This is a genomic window from Nocardia sp. bgisy134 (assembly GCF_057708325.1).
The window spans coordinates 354,734-372,856 of the sequence record NZ_JBYIRW010000002.1; the positions used below are offsets into that span (position 1 = coordinate 354,734).

General features: G+C 69.7%; 1 protein-coding gene (running past one end of the window). It reads left to right on the forward strand.

Annotation, left to right across the window (positions count from 1 at the left end; all coding sequences use genetic code 11):
- A protein-coding gene (locus tag AC3ERS_RS05390) for a sigma factor-like helix-turn-helix DNA-binding protein (RefSeq protein ID WP_431964088.1) crosses the window boundary here: on the forward strand, window positions 1–18,123 show its 5' portion. 34,947 nt of this gene lie beyond the right edge of the window; the window shows 18,123 of its 53,070 coding nt (coding positions 1–18,123); its start codon is at window positions 1–3; its stop codon lies off the right edge, out of view.

Sequence of the window (18,123 nt, forward strand, 5' to 3'; positions counted from 1 at the left end):
ATGGGTTACTGGCATATTCCCGACGAGCTCGCCTGGGTCGGTTGGGTGGCGGGTGCGCAGATCACGCACATCGATCCCAATGACCTGGACGGGATCTCGGATGTGCTGCGTGAGGTCGGTCGGGAGATCCTCGAGCACGCCATCGGCGAGGCCGATACCGCCAGCCAATCCGTCCGCGTGTCCTACCCGCAGGGCAGTGGCGGCGAGAAGATATTCGACTCGCTCCAGAGCGTAATCCACGGCCAAGACCCGAAGCACGGCTCCATCGAGCTGATGGGCAAGTCCTTCGATCAGCTGGCCACTGCGGTCGACGACTTCACCGGCGAGGTCCACGGCAACCATTTGAGCGCGCTCTTCGCGCTCGGCTGGCTGGTGATCGAGTTGGCCTGGGCGCTGGCCGCGGGCCCGGCCGCGCCCGCCGTCGAGGCCGGTGCGATCGCTGCCACCCGTGCCGCCTTCCGGGTGATCGGCGAGATTCTGGAGAGCGCGATCGCCCGAATCATCGGTCAGCGCTTCCTGTCCGAGGCGGCGCGCACCGTCATCGCAAAAGTCGTCTACGAGATGCTTCAGGAGGGCTTTGTCGAGGTCGTCCAGAGCACCATCGAGGAAGCCGCTATCCACAACATCCTCAAGGCAGAGGGCCTGAAGTCGCAGCCCTTCGATTGGGGCGGCTACCTGAAGAACGTGGGTGTCTCGTTCGCGGCGGGTGCGGCGGGCGGCGGCGCCGGTTATGGCATGGGCCATATTCCGGCGCTCAACCGGATGATGACGAGCGACAACCGGTGGACCCGCGCCATGGGCGGTGGGCTGGTCGGTATCGGCGCGGGTGTGGTCGGTGCGACGGCCGCAGGCCTGCTGACCGGCCAGTGGACTCCGGAGTCGTTCGTCGGTGGCGGCCTGTCGGGCGCGATTCCCTCCGGTGCGTCGAGTTTCCGGGGAAATCGGCAGTACGCGGGTGCGCCCAACGTCGGCGGCGGGAACTTCAACGGCGGAAACTTCAACGTGACCCCGCCGGACGGCACCGCGCCGCCGGGCGAGCCGACCAACGGGACCGATCCCTCCAATTCCACTGGTGCTGCGGACAATTCGGGCGCGGGCAACCAGAACGGTGCCGGAAATCAGAATGGCGGCGGGAACCAGAACGGTGCCGGGGACAACAGCCCGGGCACGAACACAGCCAGTGCAGGCAATACCTCCGCACCGCCGGCCGGGCAGGACACGAACACGCCGCGGGCCGAGGCCGCCGACTCGGGCGCGGGCAACCAGCAGCAGACCGGCGCCGGACCGCAGGCGGGTCAGCAGGCGGGTCAGCAGAGCTCGGAATCCGGTGCGAGCGACAGCAATTCATCGAATTCCGGTGGGAACCAGAGCAATTCGGCTCCCCAGGCGGGCGATTCGAGTTCGGCCGCCGACAATCCCAGCTCGCGGGTGTCGGATCCGGCTGCTGGAGAGGGTGTTTCGGACCCGGGTGCGAGTGTTTCGGATCCCGGTGCGGGGGCCGCGCAGGTCGACCCGGTCGCCGATCCGGGCGCGGTCAACAACATCGCCGCCGGTTCACCGCTGGCCGACCCCCAAATCAGCGCTGGCACCGGTATTTCGGGCGATCCCAACTCGAGCCTGAACACTGCCGCCAACGGGGCCGGAACAACGGCGCCGGGAGCGGCCGCGCCGGGGTCGACGGCGCCCGGTGCGGGCACGTCGGCGCCGGGAGCGTCCACGAGCACGGGTGCGTCCAGTGTCGCGCCGGGCAGCTCGTCGTCCGCCCCGGGGTCCACCTCCACGTCTACGACCACGGGCCAGTCGAGCACCGCCACCGGCCAGCCGGGCGCCGGGCGGCCGTCGACGCCCAACCTGCCCGGTATGCCCCGCGCCGGGGACACCTCCGTTGCCGGTTTCAACGACGGCACTTCCGACGTCGCCCCGAGCGCCGACGCCGAGTCGACACCCGCGTCGCGCGCGGGCTCGTCCGCTCAGGCCGCAACCCCCGGCGCCGCCCCGGCCGGTCCGGTGCAAACGCAGATTTCGGATACCGAAGCGCCGCAACGGAATACCACCGTCGATTCGGATTCGGAGAGCGACGCCGCCAGCCAGGTGCAGGTCACGCCGGAGGGCGGCCCGCAGGTGCAGGCGCGGACCGACAGCACCCTGGATCCGGCGACACAAAACGACACCGACGGGAATGCGCCCGCGCGTCCCCGCAGCGATCAGGACCCGGCGGCGCGGCCGGACAGCGACCAGAATGCGCCCGCGCGTCCCGACACCGACGAGGATGCGCCCGCGCGGCTGGACAGCGACGAGGATCCGGCGGCGCGTCCGGATGTCGACGAGGATTCCGCGCTGGTTCTGCCGCCTCCGCCGCACACCCCGGCGGCCCCGGCTCCGGCACGCTCCAGCACCGATCCGGACACCAGCACGGACCCCGACACGGACCCCGACACGGGCACGGACCCCGACACGGACCCCGACACGGGCACGGGCCCCGACACGGATACCGACAACGATTCGGAGCAGGCCGCCGCCATCCTCGACAGCATGGAGGGCAAGCCGAAGCCCGCCGATTTCCAGCTCGGCCCCAAGGCCACACGGGCCGAGGCGGATGCTTTGGCGCGCAAGAACTCCGAGCGGTGGAACTCGATCACGCCGGAGCAGCGGGAGGTCCTGCTCCGAGTGCATCCGGCCACCTTCGGCAACAATGCGCCGGGCATCCCCGCGCCGGATGTCGATATCGCCAACCGGATACAGATCGACCGGGAGTCGCAGAGCCTGATCGCCCGCAGCCGGTTGACCGAAGCCCAACAGGCGCGAATGGAGAGTCTGCTGGCCGAGCAACAGCGGGCGGCGGCCGCCTTGGCGCAGGCGAAAGCCGAGCAGCCGCGGGCGCGGACACAGGTGGATCCGGACAGCAGGCCGGCGGAGAGGGCGGCGGCACGCCGTCAAGCCGCCCGAGAACGAGCCGAAGCCAAACGGCGGATCAACGAGGCTCGCACCGAGGCCGCGAAGACGGTCAAGCGCGTCAAGAACGAGCTCCAGAGTCTGATTCGGCAGAGCAAGCTGGACTCCGCCTCGCACAAGCAGCTGGTGAACCTGCTGCGTACTCGAGAGGCGATCGCCATGGCGGAAGGGGTGGCCCGAACCGTCGCGCCGAATACGCCGGTGTACGTCATGGCCTTCGACTCCACCGCGTTCAACGGCAGCGGCCGTGCGGCCATCGCCATGGGCGACGTCGACACCGCGACCCAGTTGTCCTGGCACGTCCCGGGCCGGGACGCGTCGCTGGCCAATATCGGCAGCACCGTGAACGAGATGGCCAGCCAGTACCAGGCGACCTCCGGTCGACTACGTGCGGGCGAGTCAGCGGCGTCGATCGCGTGGGTCGGTTATGGCACGCCGAACAAGGGCCAGTCCATGACCACCTGGCATGCCCGTCAGGGTGGCAAGCTGCTCGCCCGGGATCTGGCCGCCTTCCGCGCGACTCGAGCAGTGCTCAACGAGGGGCGGGTGGCGCAGGGGCAACCCGAGATCGCGGTCTCGAGCAAGATCATCGCGCGCGGCTACGGCGTCGACGTCGTCGAATCGTCCGGCCACAAGGGGCGTCTGAAGCGCCTGGTCGACGATGTCGTGCTCGTCGGTTTCTCCGGCGAGGAAGACCAGCCCTTGATCCGGAAGAAGCACTTCGGCGACGACGTCCGTGTGCATATCCAGGATCGCGCCAACGGTCTGTTCCACCAGTTCAACGCCCCGGAGGCCACCGGCCCGAAGCCGCCGGACAACGGCGTGCCGGTCGACCGCATGTACCGGCTGGAGAACATCGCCGCAGGCACCACCGAATTCCAAGCGCCCGACAACGAGTCGTTCCTGGACACCGATCGGCCCCCGTTGCGGGAGAACGGGTGTTCCGAGCAGGCGCTGTACCGGGCGCGCCAGCGTACCGGTAACCCGGACATCACCGTGCCGACCGATGTCGGCACGGACGGTGTATCCATGCGCCGGCTCGAAGAGCACGCCGATTCCCAGGCGACCGAGGTCAAGGTCGGCAAGCGCAAGTCGCCGCACAAGGCGATCGCCGAGGCGCTGGGCTTCATGAAGGAAAAGGCGACGGTCATCGTCGTCGACCAGAACCAAACGGTCGATGAGCATGGTGTCGGTTCGCACGCGTACGTCATGTACTACGACGCCGCGACCGGCAAGATCATGGTCGACGACCCGTACAAGTATCCGGACGGCCCGGTCGAGTTCGACCCCGGCAATCTGCCGGACGCGAAGAAGACCTGGGTCATGGTCTACGACGCGAACGGCAACTCCGTGCGCCCGCTCGCGGTGCGCCCGCTCGCGGTGGGCGCCGCCACCCAGGGCCACGACGATGACGATCGGAACCTGCCGCGGGTCGGCGACGATCAGGGCCGGCGGGATCCGATGCGCGACCTCCGGAGCTTCTTGGACGAACAGCGGCAGCAGGAGGAGCAGCGCAGGCGCGACGAAGAGCGCGGCGCCAACCAGCCTGCGCCGGAACCGGATTCGCAGCAGAACCCCGACCCCGAGGCTCAGCCCACGCCGGACCCGGATACGCAGCAGAACCCCGATCCTGGTGCTCAGTCCGATCCGGAAGCACAGCCCGATCCGGAGGCGCAGCAGGCTCCGGACCCGGGTGCTCAGCCTGATCCGGGAGCACAGCAGACTCCTGATCCGGATTCGCAGCAAACTCTGGACCCGGGTGCTCAGCCTGATCCGCAGGCGCAGCAGACTCCGGACCCAGGTGCGCAGCCCGATCCGGAGGCCCAGCAGGCTCCGGACCCTGGTGCGCAACCCGATCCGGAGGCGCAGCAGACTCCGGACCCCGAAGCCGAATCGGCGTCCGGTCCGCAGCCGAGCCCGGCTCGCCAGGCGACGCCGACGGGCGACCTGTCCCCGCTGACCGACGCCGACCGCGACCGCTTGACCCGCCTCTCGCAGGCGCTCGGCCTCGGCGACGCGCTGGCGAGCTTCGCGGACCCGCGCCGGATCCTCGCGGATCTGGCCCAAATGGCTTGGGCGCGTAGATTCCTCGACCCGACCCCGGTCACCGGGCGCATGAACGAGCTCATGGGCCCGGCCGATTTCGCTCCGTTGAGCATCGACGAGCAGCATCTGGGCGAGCGGTACTGGAACTACTCGCCGGATCCGAGCGACCCGGATTTCGCCCTGCGGCGCGACGAAGCCCACGCCCTGCCGGTTGTCGATCCCGATACCCCGGCGCCCGCGATGCCGATCGCCGTGCCCGACGCGATCGCACCCGCGCTGGGGCCTGCGCCTGCCCGGCCCGATTCCCGCGCCCCGCATCCGCTCGCGCCGGAGTCGGCTCAGGCGCAGCTGCTGCGTCAGCTGCGCCTGAGCGCCGACCAGGTGACCCAGGAGAATCTCGCGGAAACCATCGCGGAGCAGCGGTATCGGACCATGCTGCGGGCGGGCGCGGTCGAGTCGCTCGCGGACGCCAAGGCCCGGCTGGATGCCGCCGTCGACCCGAACCAGCAGGCGGATCTCACCAAGATCGTCAACCAGTGGGCAGATCTGCTCCAGCTCTCGGAAAGCGACCTGGCTGAAGGACAGGTCGATACAACGCTGGAGCGGCTGCGCGACAACGTGCTGGCCCGCGCCGTCGCCCTGAACGATCTGGCCGATGTCGCCCAAGCGGTGCACGTGGTCGAGGGCCGGGCCACCCAGGTGGCGGAGGGCGAGACCCGCCGGTACACGGTGGTGGTGGACGGTCAGCGGGTGCCGGTGCAGCTGACCGCCGACGGTTCCGGAAGGTGGCGGGTGCGGCCTGCCGAGCCGCTGGCTCCGCCGCCGGTGCCGGGGCCGGACTCGTCGAGCGACCCCGACGCGCAACCGCAGAGCCGGTGGAAGCGGGCGATGAAGTTCCTGCGCACCCATCTCGGCAGCCACGGCACCGGCCGCCCGATCCAGTACGCGCTCGGTTCGGGGAACAACAGCGATCTCTACAACGCGTTCGGCGCGGAGATCGAGTTGCTGTCCGGTGACGCGGCGGCCGATGTCAGTGGGCTCGACTGGGATCCGGCGTTCTTCGCGTTGCAGGCGTCGAAGCTGTGGAAGGGCCGCGAGACGTTCTGGGCCCTGGCCACCGGCAACTACTCGGCCAGTCCCCGGATCGGTGATCCGCAGGCACCGGATCCGGTTGCGCCCGACGAGCGCGCCGGTATCGATGAGGACGTGGTGCCGCCGGTTCCGGACGCGGAACCGCAAGGCCCGGCGCCCGATCCCGATCTGGCGCGCCGAGGCGCGGAACTCGGCGACGCCATCGCCGCCCGCAATGCCGCCGGTATCGCGCTCTACGAGGGCGCGGACGCGCTTTCGCTGTCGCTCGCCGACCTCAGCCCCGACGCGGTCCGCACCGCGGTCGGTGAGGCGAACTACCGAGCGATGCGGCAGGCCGCGGCGGCCGCGGCGTACGCGCAGGCGGCCACGCGGTTCCACAACGAGAACGAGCGCCTGCGCTACCTGCCGACCAACGACATGCGTCCCGATCCGCTCGAGCGTTATATGCGCGAGCAGTCCATTGCGGCCGGCCTGCCCGGTGCGGACTCCGAAGCCAACGGCGTCAACAACAATCCGACGCGGCTGAAGCTCTGGTGGGATCCGGAGGGCAACCCGAGCGCGGAGGCCCGCGAGGCGTTCCGGGAGGCGATGCAGCGCGAACAGGTGCGCGCCGAACTGGGCACCTGGGCCAACCTGCTCGATGTCGATCCGGCCAAGCACAGCCCGGCCGATATCGCCCGTGCGCTGACCGCGCTGCACGACCGTGCTGCCGAATTGGCGCGAGAGGCAGCTGAATTCGCGCAACTGGCGGCCGCCTACACCGATGCCGACACCGAGTTCGCGCAAATCGCCGAGGAGATGGCGGGCGCGGCGGGGCACCGGTGGTTGCTCGACCAGGGCGGCGACCTGCTCGATCCGGACAATGCGCCGGGTATCGGCCTGTTGGACGGCAATCCGCAGCGCCTGGTGGTGATCAACGACGGCGGCGACCACGACCAGCAGCTGGCCAACGCGCTCGCCGACCCGCGCAATACCGATATCGCGCAGATGCTGACCCAGGGCGAGCTGGAGCTCGAGTACCGGGTCGCCTGGGCCGACCGCACCGGCGTCATCCATGTGGCCGAGGTGGACGCGCCGCAGGTCCGGCATTTCTCCGGTGCCGTGGATGGTCGCGGGCTCGAGCTCACCATGGTCCGCGACAACGACGACAGCCCATGGCGCGTCATCCCCAGCGAAAGTGCGCTCACGCTGCCGGACAACGGGATTCCGGTGCCCGACCCCGCCACGCTGTCGACCGCGGAGCTGGCGGCCCGCGTCGAGGACGCCGCGGCCCGGCAGGGTGTGCAGCTGGCCGATCTGGCCGGGGACCGCGTCGAGGACACCCTCGACGCGGCGCGCGCCGCGAACCGGTTGCGCGCGGTGCGGATCGAGGCCATGGCCGATCTGGCCCGCCTGCACGCGAATGTGGCCCGCTTCAACGCCTTCGAACGGGCGCTGCACGAAGCCGAGGTGAACCGGTCCGAGCTGCGCGGGCGCCCGCTCGACGCGCTCGAGGAGCTGAAGCAGCGGCATCCCGAACGGGCGGCGAAGCTCGACGCGCTGGCCAGGCTGCTGAGCCAGGACCCCGACCTGGTCGATTTCGATCCGAACCTCTACGACGCGCAGGATCAGCTGCGGCCCGGCGGCCTGCCGATGCATCACGGCGACACTCACGACCAGGTGGGGTTGCTCGTCGACGATCTGGCGGACTTCCTGGCGCTCGCCCGGCACGGCCAGACGCTGCCCGGCGAGGTACCCGGCATACCGGACCCGGACGCCGACTGGCTGCACCTGCTGGGCGTCGATCTGGACACCGCCACCCCGGCCGAGCTGGAGTCGATCTACCGGAACTTCCGGGCGGGCCGGCTCGACGCGGCCGCGCTGCGCACGCCGGAGCAGATCGCCGAGGCGCTGGCGGAACTGCGGGCCGATGTCCGCCAGGACGCCACCGATCTCGCCGCCTTGGCCGCGCTGGCCGAGACGTACTACCGCCTGCCCACCGGCGGCACCCCCATCAACCACTGTGTGCCAAGGGCTTTCGACCAGCTGGCCGTGCGACACCCGAACGTGCTCGGCGGGTTCGCCGTCGATCCCGGCCGGATCAGCGGCGTGCCGTGGGCTGAGCTGTCGGACCACTTCGGCGCCGCGCAGCCCGAGCCGTTCCTGCCGGGGGAGGAGGGCGGCGCACATGCCCGCCTGCTGACCACCTTGCGCGCGCAGGGCCAGGGCGCCTCGGCAGTGGTGATCGACCAGCGGACCACCGTCGACGACTACGGTGTCGGCGGCCACGCCTACACCGTGACCTACCTGGGCCGCGACGTCTTCGACGTGGACGGCCAGCGGGTTTTGCTCACCGATATCGATGACAACGGCCAGGAGCAGCTGTTCGACCTCGGCCCCCATGGCGGCACCGATCCACTGTCGCTGGCCGAATTGACCGGTGGCACACCGGCGGAGACCGCCGCCACTTGGGCGAGCATCTTCCAGAACGACGCGCATGTCGCGGATCTCGGCGATGAGGGTCCGATGCCGGACGCCGACCTGCGTGTCGGCCAGGATCCGCCCGCGCCGCGCCGGCCCGAGGACCCGGTGCATCAGGCGTCGCGGTTCTTCGACGAAACACCCAGTCTGCGTACGGAACCGGAATCCGGGGCCGAGCCTTCTGCCGCGCACCTGGCCTACGCACAAGCCCTGGCCGAGCGCCTCGGTCTCGCGGAAACCCTCGGGGCACTGCCGGATCCGCAGTCCGCGCTCCAGGACATGTCCCAGATGGCGCTGGCCCGCCGCTTCCTGGACGCCTCGCCGGACGGCCTGGCCGACCAGCACATGCTGTTCCCGACGAACTTCGACACGCTCACCGCGGACGAGCAGTTCCCCGGGGAGCACTACTGGCGCTACCCGTCCGATCCGTCCGACGCCGAGTTCCTCGCCCAGCGCGACGCGGCCGAGGCGTTCCAGCGGTCGATCGGACAGCCGCCGGAAACCCAACCGGCGCCGCCGATTCCGCTCGCGGACCCGGATGCCGTCGCGGGGCCGCTTGTATCGTCGCCGGACCCGTCCGACCCGGCGCGTCCGCTCACCATGGCGCACGCCCAGCAGTCGCTCGCCGACCAGCTCGAGCTCACCATCGAGCAGCGGGATCCGGCGAATCTCGCGACCACCGTCGCGGAGCAGCGGTATCGAATCCTGTTGCGCGCTGGCGCGATCGAAGCGCTGGCAACCGCCCTGGGGCGCCGTGACCTCGCGCTGGACCCGCAGCAGCGGACCGAGATCGACAAGATCATCGAGGTCTGGGCCGACCTGCTCGCGATACCGAACAACGGCCTGGCGCCGGCGAACCTGACCGAGACCCTGGAGCGGCTGCGGTCGGAAACGCTGGCCCGCGCGCTGGCGGTCGCGGATCTGGCCGACGTCACCCAGGTGCTGCAAGCGGGCCGGACACCGGGCGGCCCGGTGCGGATCGACCTGGAGGTCGGCGGCGAACGAATCCCGGTTCAGCTGACACCGGACGGTTCCGGCGGCTGGCGGGTCGAAAGGGCCACCCGCCTGGCCGCACCGGAGGTGCCCACCGCCGCGATCGTCAAGGCGCCGGAGGCCGCCCCGGGTGTGCTCCGGACGCTGCGGGACCTGCCGGGTGTGGTCAACCCGCAGCATCCGCCGTCGGAGCTCGTGTCGGCGGGCCAGTCGTTCACGGTGCAGAATTTCGGTCAGCTGGCCGACAGCGAGTTCTGGGGGAACTTCGAGGCCAATCCCGCGTTGACCGCACGCGAGGTGGTCAACCTCAAGCGCAACTGGCCGAAGATCAAGGCATTCCTGCTCAGTCAGGTCACCTCCGCGGAATCGCACGGGCCCGTCTCGCGCACCGGCGATGTCTACGACTACGCCCGCGAGGACGCCGACCCGCAGAAGGTCAGCGAGAGCGAGGCCGAACTCCGCCGTCTCGGGCTGGCCGACCGCTTCCTCGCGGGACCACCGGTGCCGCAGGCCGGTTCGGTGTCGACCACGGGGCGCGCAGCGGACCGCACGCTGGAGCCGCCGGTCCCCGCCGACGCCGAGCACACCCCTTCGGTGCCGGCCCACGACGATCTCGCCGAATGGGGCCAGGAGGTCGCGCAGGCCGCGCAGGAGCTGGACGCGCAGGCGCGGGCGCTGCTGGCGCTGGCGGGCCCGCTCGGCATCGAACTGCCGGATCTGAGCTCGGAATCGGTGCGTGCCGCCGTCGCGCAGGCGCGGTATCTGCTGACTCGCGAGGGTGTTTCGACGAAGGCGTTCGAGGCCGCGCTCGCCCGATACGACGCCGAGAACGCGGATATCCCGTTCCGGACCGATATCGATCTGTCGCATCTACTGCCTGCCGCGGTCGTCAACCGCCCGAGCCCGCTGGAGCGGTACGCGGCCGAGGTCGCCGCGGCGACGAGTGGACGCACCGGCACCCTGCGCTGGACGGGCGTCAACAACAACATGCAGGGCGGGCGCATGTGGTGGGATCTGTCGCACCGCGATACCCCGGAGGGCCGCAGGTTCTTCGAGGAGGCGCTGCGCCGCCACCACATCCGCACCGAGCTGGACCAGCGCGCGCACCTCCTCGGCGTCGACCCCGAGAACCCGAATGTGCTGGCGGAGCTGCAGACGCGGCTCACCGACCTGCAGGACGCCGTCACCGCCTTCCAGCGGCAGGCACAGCAGTTCCTCGACGCCGACGACAATTTCGGCCAGTACGCCGAGGTGATGGCGAATATCGCGGGCAGCGAATGGATCCGGGTCAGCGGCGGTTTCCTGATCGATCCGGTCAACCATCCGGGCATCGGGCTGGTCGGGTCCCCGATGAAGCTCGTCGTCATCGACAACGCCATGAATCATGATGCGGCACTCGCGAAGGCGCTCGCCGATCCGGCGAATTCCGAGCTGGTGGAGCTGATCGACAACGGCAGTCTCGAGGTCGAGTACCGCGTGGCCTGGCCGCGTGAGGTCGGCGGTACCTGGCGGGTGGCCACCGCGGCGGTGGATTCGCCTGCGGTACGCCATATCTCGGAAGACTTCGACGGCCGGAACCTAACCGTCACCATGGTGCGCTACGAGGGCGGCCCCTGGCAGACGGTCACCGATCCGGCGCAGGCGGAGCCGAGTGGCCCGGCGTTGGATCTGTCCCGGATGTCGCGCGGCGAAATCGAGTCCGCCATTACGGAATTGGTGGGCCGCCTGCCGATCGGCCGCGTCGATCTGACCCCGAGCCAGATCGACGCCACCCTGGAGCGGCTGCGTTTCGACAACGAGGTGCGCGCCGCCCAGATCGAGGCGCTGGTGGAGTACGCACGCACCCTGCACGCCCTCGACGCCTACCACCAGCTCGACACCGCGCTGAACAAGCTGGAGCTGAGCCGGGCCGACCTGGCGACCGACCCCAAGGCCACGTTGGAGGCGCTGAAGACCGCGAAACCCAAGCTGGCCAAGGAGATCAACGCGCTCCTGACGAAGCTGGAAGCCGACCCGGAGCTGTTCACCCGGGATCCGCGGGTGGCCGACGACATCGCCCCGATCAACCTGGCCGACGCCCCCGCGCACCTGGCCGCCATGATCGCCGACGTCGATCTGCTGCTCGTGCAGCTGCAACTGGCCGGTCCGACCACTGTGCCGGGAGTGCCGGTGCCGGACCAGGATTGGGTGCGCCTGCACGGCGCCGACATCTACAACACCACCGACGCGCAGTACAAGGCGGCCTTCGGCAAGTTCAAGACCGAGAAGTTCGCCGACCTGTTCGTCCGCGACCCCGGCACCTTGACCGCGCTGCATCAGCAGCTGCGCGCCGAGGTCCGCCGGACCGCCGCCGAGATCGACGCGTTGGCGGCACTGGTGACCTATTACACCAGCGAGATCGATCCCACCGGTTCCGCCGCGATCAACACCTGTGTCTCCGATTCGCTCAGCCGTGTCCTTGCCGACCAGGGCAATATCGTCGATGTCCCGATCCCCTTGCCGAACAACCTTTCCGGCCGCGACTGGCAGGACGTGCAGCCGATGCTGCACGGCGCCCAGCCGGGCGGTTTCGACAACAGCGACGCCCGCGGCCACGCGAAACTGATCCAGGCGCTGCGCGAGCAGGGCGGCCCCGGCGCGATCGCCTGGGTGCTCGACGAGCGCTGGACCCCCGACGCGCACGGTGTCGGCGCGCACTCTTACACCGTGAAGTACCTGGGCGGCAATCAGTTCGAGATCGACGGTCGCCGCGTGACCTACGACGAGATCGGCTCCAAGCGCAGCAACCTGGAATGGTTCGTCGCCCCGGACGGCACCCGGGTCTCGCTGGCCGATCTCACCGGCGGTAGCCGCTATGAAACCAAAGCCACCTGGGCCGTGGCCTGGAAAGCCGGTCGGCAGGTGGCGAACTTCGGCGACCTCGACGCCGCACTGCCCGCCGCCGATCTCGCCATCGGCCAGACGCCGGACCCGAACGCCCCGGTTCCCGCGCATCGGCAGCCACCGGCCAACGCGCCGCCCAGCCCGGCGGCCGAGGTGGCTCGGTTGCGTGCCGAGATGGCCGCCGCGGTGGCCGGCGAAGCCGACCTGCGCGCCGAGATCGCGGATCTGCGGCAGCAGGCCATGGCCGCGCAGAACGCCGGCGATCGCGAGCTGGCCAGTAGCTTGGCGACCGACATCGAGCAGCGCGTTGCGGCAACCGGTGCGGCGGAGGCCGCGCGCGCCGCGGCGGTCGAAGTGTGGCAGACTTCGATCACGCAGCAGGGCAGCGACCTGCAAGCCCGCATCGACGCGCTCGAAGCGCAGCTGGCCGCTCACCTGGGCGGCGACACCGAGATCGCGCAGTTCCGCTCCGATATCGACCTCGTGGACAACCTCGAGGCCGCGTTCCAGCTGCGGGACCGCGTCGAGACCGCCGAGCAGGTCCAGCGGACGCTGGAAGCGCAGATCGAACGCGGAAAGGCGTTGCAGGACAAGCTGCGCGCGGGCATCCGGCTGCTCGAAGCCGACACGGTCGACACCCCGGAGGCGGAAGCGGCCCGGAACCAGGATCTGGCCGCCGCCCGCGCCAAACTCCGGCAGGCGACGCACGCACTCAGCGAGGTGGAGAGCTCGCTGGAACTGCTGCGGCAGAAGCTGCCGCCGGGCGATCTGACCCTGCTGAAGTCCGCGCTGACCACGGAGATCATCTCCGCCACCAATGCGCGGGCCGCGCTCGCCCAGGTCTTCCAGATCGGCGATACGGACCACCTGAACCCGCGGTACCCGGGACCGCGGGAACCGGGGGCCGAGCTGGTGCAGCAGTTGCGCGAGGTTGCCAAGCAGCTGAAAGACGAGGAAGCGCAACGGAGCGAGCTCGCCGAGCGGCAGGCCGCGCTGGACGCGATGAACGACCTCGGCCTGCTGCCGATCTCGGAGCGGGTCGGCGTGCGGCCGGCCGCGCAGCCTACGAGACTGTTCGGGGACAGCGAGATCGTGGTCGTCGGCACGGACACCGACGTCAACCACTACCGGCAGGCGCTGCAAGCGACGCTGTCGGCGCGGACCGACCTGAATCTGCTGCTGGGCATGGCGAAGTCGGACACCACGCCGCTGACCGTGCGGTTCACCCAGGTACAGCTCGACGCGCAGGGCCACTACCAGAGCACCGTGGATCTGCCGTCCACCGATGCCGAACCGACCCAGCGCGCGGGCGCCTGGGAGCCGGGCAAGCACCCGCGTAAGTGGGAGAAGGAGAAGTGGACCGACCCGCAGCCTCCGTTCCTGTTCAAGGTGTCGATGATTCCGACCTTCGACAAGATCATGGCGGGGTTGCACGAATTCGGACCAGGTGAGGTTCCGGCATTCCTGTTCCCGCAGAACCTGCCGTTCTCGAAGACGATCTACAACGTGCCCGATGGCGTGAACGCCTGGACCTCCGATCTCGGCCTCAACCTGTTCCACCTGCGCATCCTGGCGCTGGGCATCATGGACCGGATCCCGGGCCATACATGGACGAAGAATCTGATCCAGAACCGGCCCTGGATCGGCAAGTTCGTCCTGTCGGCCACCCGGTGGCTGCCCGCCAACACCGCGCACGGCAAGTCGATCGAGCTGCCGCTCTCCGCCGACTTCGCCACCAGGCATCCGGCGTTGGCCTGGGCCATGGCCGATGTGGCGCAATGGATTCCGGCGGTGCGCAACGGGCGCTGGATCCAGCTGATTCCGATGGTGCGCGGCACCCGCACCTATGGCTGGCTCGATACCAGCCAGCCCGATCCGCAGGCGCTGCACAACCCGGAACTGGCGACGCCGCAACTGAATTCGGAACAGGCGCGGTTGGACGGTGCGCACACGCTGCCCTACACCGGCGAGAGCGTCAAGATTCCGGAGACGCTGCGGCAGCGCTGGGCCGACAACGAAGCCGAACGGGCCGAGCTGCGGGAGCGGACCGAGGCCGCCTACGAGGGTTTCGAGCACAACCGGGTCTTCGAGGCCGACAGCAACCTGGCACAGATCGCCGACCGTGCCCTCGCCGATCCGGATCGTTACTCCGGCGGCGACCCGAAGCGCTGGGTGCGCGGCAAGGGCAATGCCTGGGTGCGCGACCCCGACGGTTCGACCATTGCCAAGCACGGCGACGGCTCGACCTGGCTCAAAGACCATGCGGGCAACCTGCGTTCCCGCGACGACGTCATCGAGACACTGCGCCAGGTGCGCGACTACCTGCTGCGCAACACCGAGATCCCGCAGAACATCGACATCGCCGCCATGTGGCAGCGGTTGCTGTCCAACCAGGCGGTGCGTGAGGACATCGTCGGGATCGAGGCCGCGCTCGCCTCGATCGAGTTCATCGCCCAGCACCAGGGCGCTTCTGCGCAGCAGGCGACGGCGGCGGCGAAAGCCGCTGGCTACGACTGGGATCAGCGCCCGCGCCATCCGCGCAAGCGCACCCTGTGGCAGCGCCTGACCGGTGCGCGCCCGACACCGCTCGGGTTCACCTCCGAGATCGACCCGATGGCCAACGATCCGGCGCGCACCCGCCGGTTCGGCAGCACGCTGTACTACGGCGTGCAGGGGCTCGGCCATATCCGAGATCAGGTGTCCGCCATCATGTCCGGCTGGCCGGCCGCGAAGGTCGAGACGGCACTGGACGAGGTGACCGATCTCGTCGCCTTGGCGACCCAGTCCCACCACGGTGATCACGGCATCGCCCGCGGCGGCGTGCACGTCTCGGCGCGGGTGACCGGCGAACCCGGCCTTGGCGTGCTCGAGGTGACGATCGTCTCCGACGGCGACGGCACCCTCGGCCCGCAGCGCTACCTGCTCGACGAGCACGACAACAACTGCGTGCAGCTGGCGGGCGAGCACGTCAACGCCGCCCAGGGCGGTGTCGTCACCGATGCGGATCTGCTGGAACCCTCGACGCTGGCCGGTGTGCGGTTCGGTGACCTGGTCCCGGCGCTCAACGGCGCGCCACTCCAGGGTTTCGCCACCACCGCCCAGACCAGCGGCCACGCCCGCCTGGTCCAGGGCCTGATCAACGCGGGCCCCGGCACCACCGCCTACGTCATCGAACAGCGCGGCACCCCGGACCGGCACGGCGCCATCGGCCACGCCATGTCGTTGCACTACGTCGGCGAGGAAAACGGCAGGCACGTCTTCGAACTCAACGGCGAGCGGGTCACGCTGAACCGGGTCGAGAACGGCCGCGAATACTTCGACGCCCCGGTGGCGGCCCTGCCCAGCGGACGGCCCCAGCAGATCTCCCTGGCCGATCTCGCGGGCGGCACCCGCGAGGGCACGGTCGCCCTGTGGGCCACCGCCTACCAGAACCAGCAGGCGATCGTCCTGGACACCGGCGACGTCAACGCGCCCCAGCCCGGCGACGACGTCTACATCGGCTCGAATCCGGCCGACCGATCCGGTGATTCGCGGGACGCGGAGCAGTCCGACACCGAGCAGGACAGCGACGAGGCTACGGCTGAACCCGAGCAGCAGGCGCCACCGGAGGGGTGGATTCTGTCCTCGGAGATGCCCCGTACCGCGATAACGGTGACGCGTGAGCTGATGATCGAGGGACAGTCGGCGGTGCTGGCGGATCCGAGCCGGGCGCGGGAAATCATCGCCGAGATCGGCGAGCGGTTCCTGGTGTCGAACGCGCCGGAGAAGGTGCACGGGCCGGAGCGACTCATCCAGGACATCTTCCCACCGCAAGAGCTTGCGTACCTGCGGTATTCGCTGGAGCGGTCGATCGCCTCCGGGGTGCTGCAATACAAGCTGACCCAGACCGCGTTGCAGCAGATGATGGCGCATCCGGAGCGAATCGCCGTCGCGGTGCGTGGCGACTACACGACCACCGAGCCGGACTACTACGCCTCCACCCTGCGCGAGGACTACGTGATGGTCGGCCACGACGGCTACCCGCGCGATTCCGGAATGCACGCGTTCATGCAGGCCGCGGTCGAGCATCTGACCGCGACCTGGCCGCTGATGTCCGACCCGGTGTGGGCAGAGCTCGCCGCGATCAAGGAAGAACGGTCCGCCGACCGCAAACCGCTGCTGGAGGCGATCCCGGCGAATCGGCGCCAAGAGCTGGATCTGCCCGCGCATTCGGTCGGCGTGTACAACGCGCAGGGTGACAAGACGGTGCTCAGCGCGGCGACCAATATGGAGAGCATCGCGCTGGTGCTGCGCGGATTCCTGACGAGTCTGTCCGAGCACGCGGACGTGATCACGGGTTGGTCGTGGGCGAGCATTCAGCACGCCTTGTTCCAGTTCACCAGCCAGTTCAGCGTGATGGCCGGTGTCACCTTCAGCACTCTGGGCCAGTTCACCGCGCCGCGGAACCCACCGCAGTTCGCCATCGAGTTCGATGTCCCGAACCAGAAGATCACCAAGGTGCGAATTACCGGCGAAACCATGAAGACTCGCCGCGACACCCGCAACGGCGTGTGCCCGGGCTTCGTCGGGATCAAGCCGGACGGCCAGGCCGTCGAACCGATCGAGCAGCTCCAGCAGTCCTTCGACGAGCGCGAGATTCCGACGAAGGGCCACAGCTCGGGCTCCAATATCGCCATGCGCCTCGGCGGTTTCCTGCTGCCGCTGCTCGGCCGGGACTACCCCGCGCTGCGGGTGCTCATGAACCCGGCGCTGAGCGAGTACAACACCGGCATCAACACCTGCTTCGTGGATTCGATGACGCGGGTGGCCGACGACCAGAACACCCCGGATCGGCCGAACGTCGTCACCGTGCCCGCCCTGGATACCCGCAACCTGTCGGGCATCTCGTGGTCCGATGCGCAGCCGAGCTTGCACGGCGCCGTGGCCGAGGGCTTCGATCACCCCGGCATGTCGGCGCACGCCAACCTGATCGACGGTCTGATGCATCGCGCCGGGCCCGGGTCGATCGCCTGGGTGCTCGATCAGCGCACGACCGAGGATCGCCACGGCGTGGGCGCGCACTCCTACGCGGTGAAGTACCTGGGCGAGAACAACTTCGAGGTCGATGGCGTTCCGGTCACCTACCAGCGCACCGACGATCACGGCGTGGCCTGGTTCACCACTCCGGCTGGTGACAGCGTCACGCTGCTGGACCTGACCCATGCCACCCCCGAGGAAACCGGGAGCACCTGGGCGGTGGTCTGGCGCGACGGCGAAGTCGTCGAGAACGTCGGCGATCGCACTGCCGCGCAGCCCGACGCCGATCTGCGAATCGGTCAGACGCCGGACCAGAACTCGCCGGTCCCCGCGCACCGGCAGCCGCCTGCGCACGCGCCGCCGCCCGCGCAGATTGCCGCGTTGCGTGCCGAGATGTCCGACGCCCTGGCTCGCGAGAGCGCGGACCGCGCGGAATCGATGCGGTTGTTGGCGCAGTCGCGGGAGGCGAGCGAGGCTGGTCGTCCTGCGGACGCGCAGGTCCTGTCGACGCGGGCCGAAGAATTCACCGAGACAGCGGAACTCGCGAAGGCGGAGGCCGAAGCGGCCCGCACCGCCGCAGTGCAGGCGCACGAGGACACGCTGAACCTGACCGAGGCGCAGACGCGGGCGCGGCTGGTGGACCTGGGGACGCAGGTCGCCGCCTTGCAAGCACAGCTGGAC